Source organism: Nitrosospira sp. Nsp11, assembly GCF_900142705.1.
Classification (GTDB): domain Bacteria; phylum Pseudomonadota; class Gammaproteobacteria; order Burkholderiales; family Nitrosomonadaceae; genus Nitrosospira.
In genome coordinates this window covers 1-10,415 of sequence record NZ_FRBV01000024.1, presented here as the reverse complement: position 1 = coordinate 10,415, position 10,415 = coordinate 1, and the positions used below count along the sequence as shown (strand labels likewise).

Annotated in this window: 1 protein-coding gene and 2 pseudogenes; all 3 read left to right on the top strand. The window is 60.1% G+C overall.

Going from position 1 to position 10,415, the window contains the following annotated elements:
- Positions 1 to 45 precede the first annotated feature (45 nt).
- A pseudogene (locus BUA28_RS16495) lies at positions 46 to 408 on the top strand (condensation domain-containing protein); the annotation flags it as partial.
- Positions 409 to 465: 57 nt separating this feature from the next.
- Positions 466 to 1,926 (top strand): annotated as a pseudogene (locus BUA28_RS16490) (amino acid adenylation domain-containing protein); the annotation flags it as partial.
- On the top strand, positions 1,912 to 10,415 hold an 8,504-nt coding region (locus tag BUA28_RS15050; protein WP_371915228.1), incomplete at its 3' end, for an amino acid adenylation domain-containing protein. The pseudogene BUA28_RS16490 and the gene BUA28_RS15050, both read left to right, overlap by 15 nt.

The following is a 10,415-nucleotide window of genomic DNA, read 5'->3' as shown; positions in this document are numbered from 1 at the left end:
CTGGACCTGTCGGGCGATCCGTCATTTACCGCGCTGCTCGAGCGCGTGCGCAGGGTGGCAACCGAGGCGTACGCGCATCAGGATCTCCCCTTCGAAATGCTGGTGGCCAGGCTTGCCCCAGCACGACATCTGAGCCAGGCGCCGCTCTTTCAAGTGATGTTCGCGCTGCAAAACGTGCCTTCCCAAGGGCAGGAGGGAGCGGGCGAAGGGGCTCCCGCATCCGCTGGCCAAAACCGAAGCGACCAAAATGGGCCCGCCACAGCCAAATTCGATCTGCTGCTTTCCCTGGTTGACGATGGGCGCCAGGTAACTGGCTATTTTGAGTACGGCGCGGATCTTTTCGACGCTGAAACTGTTAGCCGGATGGCCAGGCATTTTGAGGTTCTACTGGCGGACGCCGCCGCTGATCCGGAACGTCACTTTAGCGATCTATCCTTTCTCACCGAAGCCGAGCGGGAACAGCTTTTGGTCGAATGGAATAATACGCGTACCGAGTACCCCCGGGATGCGTGCATTCACGAGCTATTCGAAGAGCAGGCAAAAAAGCGTCCGAATGCGATTGCTCTTGTACTGGAGGAGCGCCATCTGACATATGGCGACCTCAATACGCGCGCCAACCAGCTCGCGCACCGCCTGCGCCGTCTTGGTGTCATTCCGGAGAGGCCGGTTGGGGTCTGCCTTGAGCGTTCTTTTGATCTGATCGCCGCTCTGCTCGGTATTCTCAAGGCGGGCGGAGCCTACCTGCCGCTCGACCCCGCCAGCCCTCGTGCCAGGTTATCGGCCATGATGAATGATGCGAGAACAACGGTGGTGCTGACCCGCGGCCGGTTTCTCGACGTACTCTCCGGGCTGCACGGCGAAGCCATGCGGTTGGTTTGCATCGATGATGAATGCGAGGAAATCGCGCGCGAATCTGCGGATAATCCCGTAAACGGGGCGGTGGCCGAGAATCTCGCCTACGTCTGTTATACGTCGGGCTCTACCGGTATACCCAAGGGTGTTGCGGTCACTCAACGTGCCGTGGTGCGGCTCGTAAAAAATACCGACTACGCTACTTTTGCATCCGACGACGTATTTCTTCAGTTTGCGCCCATTACGTTCGACGCTTCCACCTTCGAAATTTGGGGCTGCCTCCTTAACGGCGCGCGGTTGGTAATAATGCCTGCAGCCGCGCCATCGCTCGAGGCGCTTGCGGATGTGATCGAGCATCGCCGGGTTAGCACGCTCTGGCTGACATCAGGACTTTTTCACCAGATGGTCGACGCCCATTGCGAACGTCTGAATACGGTGCGCCAGCTCATCACCGGTGGAGATGTTTTGTCGCCGGGCCATGTGCGCAAGATGCGCAAGCAACACCCGCAGTGCGTGTTGATCAATGCGTATGGCCCTACCGAAAACACCACATTCACAACGTGCTATCCGGTGCCGCCGGCAGAGAAGATCCACAGCCCCATCCCCATAGGCCGGCCGATTGCCAACACAGAGATCTACGTGCTGGACGACCGGCTTCAACCGTTACCCATCGGTGTGCCGGGCGAGCTCTATATCGGCGGCGAAGGCCTGGCCCGCGGCTATCTCCACCAACCGGCTCTCACCGCCGAGCGGTTCATCTCCCATCCGTTCCGTTCAGGAGCGCGCCTGTACCGGACCGGAGACTGGGTGCGCTATCTTCCCGATGCAAACCTGGAGTTTCTCGGACGGCGGGATCAGCAGGTCAAGGTGCGCGGATTCCGCGTCGAACTCGGTGAAGTGGAAGCAGCGCTGCGCGGATACCCGGACGTTCGCGAGGCGGTGGCGACGGTGCGTGAAGATATACCTGGCGACAAGCGCCTGGTCGCTTATGTGGTGACGGACAAGCCACCTCCCGTAAGCAAATGGCGGCATTTTTTGCAAGCACGGCTGCCCGACTACATGGTGCCCTCCGCATTTGTCGCGTTGGCAGCCCTGCCGCTGACCGCCAATGGCAAGGTCGACCGCTCGGCCCTGCCCGTCCCTGCGGTAGCAAGGGAAACCGCGGCGGTGGCGCCGCGCACCGAAGACGAGCGCCGGCTGGCGGATATATTTGCCGATGTGCTCCACCTTCCCCAGGTCGGTATCCACGATAATTTCTTCGAACTGGGGGGTCATTCGCTGCTCGCTACGCAGGCAGTCTCCCGTATCCGCGACATTATGCACGCGGTGGTCCCGCTGCATGTTTTCTTCGAGGCGCCTGCCGTGGCCGAGCTTGCGCTACGACTAGGGCCCCGCTCGGCGTCGCAGCCGATTCCACGCCGCAATGGAAATGGAAATGGCCCTTATCCCCTCTCCTTTGCCCAGCAACGCCTGTGGTTTCTTGATCAGCTTTCTCCGCACAGTGCGGTATACAACCTTTGCACCACTCTCTCCTTTTACGAACCGCTGGATGCGGCAATCCTTCAAAAAAGCCTGGCTGAAATCGTGCGACGGCATGAAATCCTGCGCACGACTTTCGACGCCATTGACGGGCAAGGTGTCCAGATCGTCGCGCCGCCTTCAGCGCCCGCGCTGACCATCATTGATTTAAGCCATCCACTCGGAGAAGAGACGCGCAAGACAATCACCGAAACTTCCAACGAAGTTTCCAGCGAGACTTCTAACAAGACAGCGAATGAGATAGCGAATGAAATAATCAGGACGGATGCCGAAACGCCGTTTGATCTTGCGCGCGGACCGCTCCTTCGCGCGATGCTGCTACGTATCAACGACTCGGATCAAATCCTGGTGCTGACCATGCACCATATTGTTGCCGACGGATGGTCCATCGGCATACTCAAGCGGGAACTGCAAGCCCTTCTCGCAGCCTACTCGGATGGCCGGCCTTCGCCATTGCCGGAATTGCCGGTCCAGTATGTCGACTTCGCCTGCTGGCAACGGAGCACCCTGCAAGGGGACTCGTTGAATGGGCTGTTCGCCTACTGGCAGAAGCATCTGGGGGATGCCCTGGCGCAGCTTGTCCTGCCTTCCGACCGGCCGCGCCCGGCAGTACAGACTTTCCGCGGCGCTTCCCTGTCGGCATCCTTGCCTACCGGGTTGACGGCAGGATTGAGAGCCCTTTCGCAACGGGAGGGCGTCACCTTGTTCATGACACTCCTGGCTGCTTTCGGCGTTCTGCTGTCGCGCTATAGTGGACAATCCGACCTGGTGATCGGCACCCCCATCGCCAATCGCACCCGCAGCGAACTGGAAGGACTCATCGGATTCTTCGTCAACACGCTCGCCTTGCGCCTGGACCTGTCGGGCGATCCCTCATTTACCGCGCTGCTCGAGCGCGTGCGCACGGTGGCAACCGAGGCGTACGTACATCAGGATCTGCCCTTCGAGATGCTGGTGGCCAAACTCGCCCCGGCACGGCATCTGAGCCACGCGCCCCTCTTTCAGGTGATGTTCGCGCTGGAAAATCTTCCCCAGGAAACGCTGCCATCCACCCCAAATATCGCCCCTGGCAGTATCGTCGAAGCACGTGGCGCGGCGAAGTTCGATCTTACCCTCGCAATTACCGAGTTCGATGACGGGATGACGGCCACTTTCGAATATGCGACAGATCTTTTTGACTCGATGACCATTCGGCGCATGCTTGGTCATTTTCTGGTACTGCTCGAAGGCGTCGTTGCCAAGGCGGAACAGTGCCTATCCGAACTACCCCTGCTTTCCTCAGCCGAACGGCAACAGCTTCTGGTCGAATGGAATGCCACCGCTGCCGCGTTCCCGCGCGATGGCTGTATCCACACATTGTTCGAGATCCAGGCAGCGCGGACGCCGGGTGCGGTGGCCCTTGAAGTGGGCAATCAACGGCTCACCTATGCGCAACTGAACCAGCAAGCCGACCGTCTTGCCGCGCATTTGCGTGGGGCCGGTGCACAAGATGCACAAAGGATCGATGCGGACACGCCAATAGGACTGCTGACTGATCGCGGCATTGGAATGGCTGTTGGCGCTCTCGGCATCCTCAAGGCTGGGGCCGCGTATGTTCCCATCGATTCCACATTTCCCGAGGAACGGATCGCTTTCATTCTTGCCGATACCGCCGCACCTGCGGTGGTATCCCGGGAAGCGTTCAGGGAGCGTCTCTCCAGCTACAACGGGCGCATCATCACCATGGATTCCGCCATTGATTCCGGCAACCTCGGCAGGGAGAAAGGTGATGGGGAAAATGAAGCGCTCGCAGCGAGTGCGAATGTCAGGCCAGGGAATCTTGCATACATCGTCTACACTTCGGGATCAACCGGCACGCCGAAAGGCGTCATGGTGCCACATCGGGCGTTGGTCAACCATGCCACCGCGGTCTCAGCGTTCTATGCGCTTTGCGCAACAGATCGCGTGCTGCAGCTCGCCTCTCCCGCGTTCGATGTGGCGGCGGAAGAGATTTTCCCGGCCTGGCTGTGCGGAGCCACCGTTGTCGTATGGCCCGAGATTGGCCCTCCAGTGTTTTCGGACCTGCTGGACTTCGTTGAAAGCCGCCACCTCAGCGTTTTAAACTTGCCGGCCACCTACTGGCACGGATGGGTGGAAGAACTTGCGAACTTGCGAATGCCAGCAAGCCTGAGGCTCGTAATAGTCGGCAGCGAACCGATGATACCGGCACGATTGGCCGAATGGCAACGGCAGACGGACGGAAGAGTCGCCCTGATCAATGCCTATGGCCCCTCCGAGACCACGATCACGGCCACGCTCTGCAAACTTTCTCCACTTGGAATCCCCATACTCCCGATGGTCCCCGCAGGCCGTACAACCATCTTCGGCGCAGACCGTCTGCCTCCTGCAAATCCGACCTTTGACACCCCCGCCCTCTCGGTCCCCATAGGCCGGCCGATTGCCAACACAGAGATCTACGTGCTGGACGACCGGCTTCAACCGTTACCCATCGGTGTGCCGGGCGAGCTCTATATCGGCGGCGAAGGCCTGGCCCGCGGCTATCTCCACCAACCGGCTCTCACCGCCGAGCGGTTCATCTCCCATCCGTTCCGTTCAGGAGCGCGCCTGTACCGGACCGGAGACTGGGTGCGCTATCTTCCCGATGCAAACCTGGAGTTTCTCGGACGGCGGGATCAGCAGGTCAAGGTGCGCGGATTCCGCGTCGAACTCGGTGAAGTGGAAGCAGCGCTGCGCGGATACCCGGACGTTCGCGAGGCGGTGGCGACGGTGCGTGAAGATATACCTGGCGACAAGCGCCTGGTCGCTTATGTGGTGACGGACAAGCCACCTCCCGTAAGCAAATGGCGGCATTTTTTGCAAGCACGGCTGCCCGACTACATGGTGCCCTCCGCATTTGTCGCGTTGGCAGCCCTGCCGCTGACCGCCAATGGCAAGGTCGACCGCTCGGCCCTGCCCGTCCCTGCGGTAGCAAGGGAAACCGCGGCGGTGGCGCCGCGCACCGAAGACGAGCGCCGGCTGGCGGATATATTTGCCGATGTGCTCCACCTTCCCCAGGTCGGTATCCACGATAATTTCTTCGAACTGGGGGGTGACTCGATCCTGGCGATACAGATCGTCGCCCGGGCGCGCACCCAAGGACTGCGCTTCACTCCCCGCCAGCTTTTTGAGCAGCCGACCATTGCCGGATTGCTGTCGGTCGCAGGCGCCACCATAATCGCGGCTGAGCAGGGAACGGTAACTGGAACTGCGCCGCTTACACCGATCCAGCACTGGTTTTTCGAGCAGAATCTAATTGATCCGCAGCATTACAACCAAGCAGTACTGTTGCCGGTCTCGCCTGGCATCGACGATGACCGCTGGGTGAACGTTTTCAACCAGCTCTTGAGTCATCACGACGCACTGCGGCTGCGCTTTTTCCGCGCCGACGAAGGGTGGCTGCAGACACTCGCGGATCCAGATGAGGTGGCGCCGTTTGCCCGCGTCGATCTATCCGGGTTTGAACCATCGCAACAGGCAGCAGAGGTAGCAAGATGGGCAGCGCAGGCACAGGCGAGCCTCGATCTTGCCCGCGGCCCCCTACTACGCTCCGTGCTGTTCGACTTCGGTTCCCCGGAAAATGCAAAACTGCTGATCGTGATCCACCATCTGGTTATTGATGGCGTTTCCTGGCGCATCCTGCTGGAAGATCTCGATACCGTTTGTGCCCAACTGGACGGGCCAGCTTGGTCGGCCCACCTGCCGCCGAAAACTACCGCTTTCACATCCTGGGCGGAAAAGCTGGCGGCCTATGCAAATCCGGCAAACTCGCTAAACTCGGCAATTCTCCGGCAAGAGGCGCAGTACTGGCTCGCTGCATTGCCCGCACAGGCACCACCTCTGCCGACAGATTTGCCTGCGCTGCCAAACGCCAACACGGCTGGATCGAGCCGCACGGTAGTGGTGTCTCTCAGTACAGAAGAAACAACGCACCTGCTGAGGGATGTTGCACGGACTCATCAAGCGCGCATCGATGAAACGCTATTGGCCGCCATGGCGCTTGCTTTCGCCCGGTGGACGGGAATCGGCATGCTGCTGGTCGACCTGGAAGGCCACGGCAGGGAAGCGCTTTTTGACGACGTCGATTTGTCGAGGACAGTGGGCTGGTTTACAACCCTCTTTCCCGTAGCGCTCGACGTCAGCGATTACACCGATCCCGTCACGCCTGATCTGGCGCTGCAGCATGTCAAGGAACGGCTGCGTGCAATTCCTCGCCGTGGCATCGGTTATGGTCTCCTGCGGTATATAAGCAGGGGAGAGACGGGCGAATTGCTGCGGGCGCTTCCGCAGCCACAGATAAGCTTCAATTACCTCGGACAATTCGAGTATTCCGCCGACCCAGCTACCGGCGAGACGGATCTGCGCGGACCGGCTTTGAGCGAACATAGCAGGCGACATTATCTTATCGATGTCAACGGAGGTGTCTTCGCGGGTGAGTTGCATTTATCCTGGATCTACAGTGAGGCAATCCACCGCCGCGCTACCGTCGAATCGCTGGCGTCCACATTCATCGAAGAGCTGCGCAAGCTCATCAGATACTGCCTCTCCTTCAGGCCGGAAGGATTGACGCCAACGGATTTTCCCCTGGCTAATCTTAGTCAGGCGCAGCTAGACGGGCTCTTGCGCGACAACCCGGATCTTGAGGACGTCTATCCGCTGTCGCCGATGCAGGAGGGAATGCTGTTCCATACGCTCCTCGATCCTGATTCGGGCGTCTATGTCGAGCAACTCCATCACTCCTTTGCCAGCAGTGTGGATATCGAAGCATTTGAAGAAAGCTGGCGGCGCGTGGTGGCGCGCCACCCTGTGCTGCGGACGACATTTTACTGGCGGGGCCTCGACGCGCCCGTGCAAGTCGTTCATCGCGAAGCGCGGCTGGACTGTATCCGCCATGATTGGCGTGGACTGCCGGGAATGGATCGGGAAATGGATCGTCGCCTCGACGATTATCTCGACGCCGATAGGCGGCGAGGTTTCGATCTTTCGAAAGCGCCACCGATGCGAATCGCGCTGATCCGCACCGGCGACGATCAGTTCGAGTTTATCTGGAGCCATCACCATGCCCTCCTCGACGGATGGAGTGTACCGATCCTCTTCTCGGAGATTGGAAATTTTTATGAGGCTATCCGGCGCGGCGTCCGATACGAACCTCCTCCACCGCGTCCTTACCGGGAGTATATCGCCTGGTTGCAGGAACAGGACCGGGATGCCGCCCGGGCTTACTGGACGCGAGTACTCCATGGCTTTACGGTCGCCACGCCCCTGATCGTGGATCGACCCCGCAAAGGTGCCGAGGGACATGCTGAAGCGCAAATCCTGCTGTCAGCTGAATCGACCGCCGCGCTTGAATCCTTCGCGCGAGTGAACCAGGTTACGCTTAACACGCTGGTTCAGGCCGCCTGGGCGCTTCTCCTGAACCGTTACAGCGGAGAGACCGACGTTGTTTTCGGCGTCATTGTCGCGGGCCGGCCTGAAGCGCTTCCTGGAGTCGAGTCGATGCTGGGGCTTTTCATCAATGCGTTGCCGCTGCGCGTCTCCATCGCGGAAACGGACACGCTGACCGGCTGGTTACAGCAACTGCAGGGCCGCCAGCTCGAAGACAGGGAATATGGGTACAGTTCACTCGCTGAAATCCAGCACTTGAGCGAGGTTCCCGCGGGATTGCCGCTTTTTGAAAGCCTCCTGGTTTTTCAAAATTATCCTCAGCGGGAGTTGCCGGCTGAGGAAAAGAGAAGCCATGCCCCCAGCTCGACCCGGTCCGTCGAGCGCACCAGCTATCCGTTGACAGCTATCGCTGCGCCCGGCGAAGAACTCCTGCTCAGGCTTCTGTATGACCGGGCGCGTTTCGACGAGGCCACGGTCACGCGCACACTTGATCATTGGCGCACGCTGCTGGAAGCAATGATCGCGCATCCGGCGGTGCCACACGTGAAGCTGGCTGACCTTTCGTTGCTCACAGCCACAGAGCGCCAGCAGCTTACTGACTGGAACCACAACCAGACTGAATATCCACGCGACCGCTGCATCCACGAACTTTTCCTGGAGCAGGCGACGCGCACGCCCGATGCGATCGCTATCGTATACGGCGACACCCGGCTCACCTATCATGAGATCAATGAGCGTGCCGATCTGCTTGCCCGCCATCTGAGCCGGCTCGGCGTCGGTCCCGATATGCCGGTGGCACTCTGCTTCGAACGCTCGCCGGAGATGGTGATCGGTATCCTTGGCATTCTTATTGCCGGCGGCGCCTGCGTGCCGCTCGATCCCGCATATCCAGATGAGCGGCTGGCGTTTATGCTGCGAGACAGCGGCGCATCGCTCCTGCTTACGCGACGCGGACTGCTTGAGCGGCGCGGGCTGCTTGAGCGGCGCGGGCTGCTTGAGCGGCTGCCAGCCCAACGTGCCTTGTGCATAGACGAACCTCTGGCGCCGCTATCGGCCAGCGCGCCGGCCACTTCGCTGGATCTCCGTAAGCTGCCAACCTCGCAAAGTCTCGCCTACGTCATCTACACTTCGGGGTCGACCGGCAAACCAAAAGGCGTGGCGATGCCTCATCGCACACTGGTCAACCTGATCAGCTGGCAGTATCGGGAACTGGGCCCCGGCGGTACGACGCTGCAATTTGCGCCATTGAGCTTCGATGTCTCGTTCCAGGAGATTTTCTCAACCCTTTGCGCAGGCACAATGCTCGTCCTGGTCCCGGAAACGTTGCGGCAGGACCCGGCAGGATTATGGCAGTTCATCAGCTTGCAGAAAATCCAGCGGCTGTATCTCCCCTTCGTTGCGCTACAGCAATTGGCGGAGGCCGCCGAGGGCATGCAGCCGCTTCCAGAGACCTTGCGGGAAGTCATCACCGCTGGCGAGCAGTTGCAGGTCACCCCGCAAATCCGCGACTTGTTCAAGAATATTCCCGGCTGCCGGCTGCACAACCATTACGGACCATCGGAAACCCATGTGGTTACCACCTTCACCCTCGCGGATTTACCCGATGAATGGCCGCTTCTGCCTCCTATCGGCCGTCCGATCGCCAACACGTCCATCCATCTGCTTGACTCCAGTCTACGCCCGGTGCCTATCGGCGTCCCCGGTGAGATGTATATCGGCGGGGATAACCTGGCGCGCGGCTATCTCAACCGTCCAGAGCTCACGGAAAAATTCGTTGGCGGTCCTGGTTATCCGGCTGCTCGCCTCTATAGAACAGGCGATCTTGCCCGCTATCGTCCCGATGGCAATATCGAGTTTCTCGGCCGCCTCGATAACCAGGTCAAAATACGGGGTTTTCGCGTTGAGCCAGGCGAGGTGGAGGCGGTGCTTACTGCTCATCCAGCCGTGCGCGAGGTCGCTGTCGTAGCGCGGGAAGACGATCCCGGTGAGCGCAGGCTGGTCGCATACGTGGTGGCCCGAACGGAAACGCGGACGGCGGTCGGTGAGCTTCGCCTGTTTCTAAAGGAACGTCTACCGGAGTACCTGGTGCCGGCAGCATTCATTTCTCTCGAGAGGCTGCCCACTACACCTAGCGGCAAGATCGATCGGCGAGCGCTACCCGCACCGGATCGTTCCCGCCCGGACCTCGGGCGTGCACCCGCTGTGCCGCGCACGGAGGAAGAAGCACGGGTTGCACGAATCTGGGCAGAGGTTCTTGGTATCGATACTGTCGGGATCGAGGATAATTTTTTTGAGCTGGGCGGCCACTCTCTGCTGGCGACCCGCGTGATCTCCCGAATCCGTGACGCTTTCGGAATTGAAGTTCCATTGCGCCGCCTTTTCGAGTCTCCCACGGTGGCCGGTCTTGCGCGAGAAATAGGCGCGGCTGGCCAAGAAGCAATGCATGGGACAATCGGCAACGCTGAGTCTCCTATCCCCCCAGGGCTGAGGATGGACCCCTGTCCACTATCCTTTGCGCAGCAAAGGCTATGGTTTTTCGAGCAATTGCATCCGGGCAGCGCGGTTTATCACTTGAGTACGGTGCTGCCATTCGAGGGTCCGCT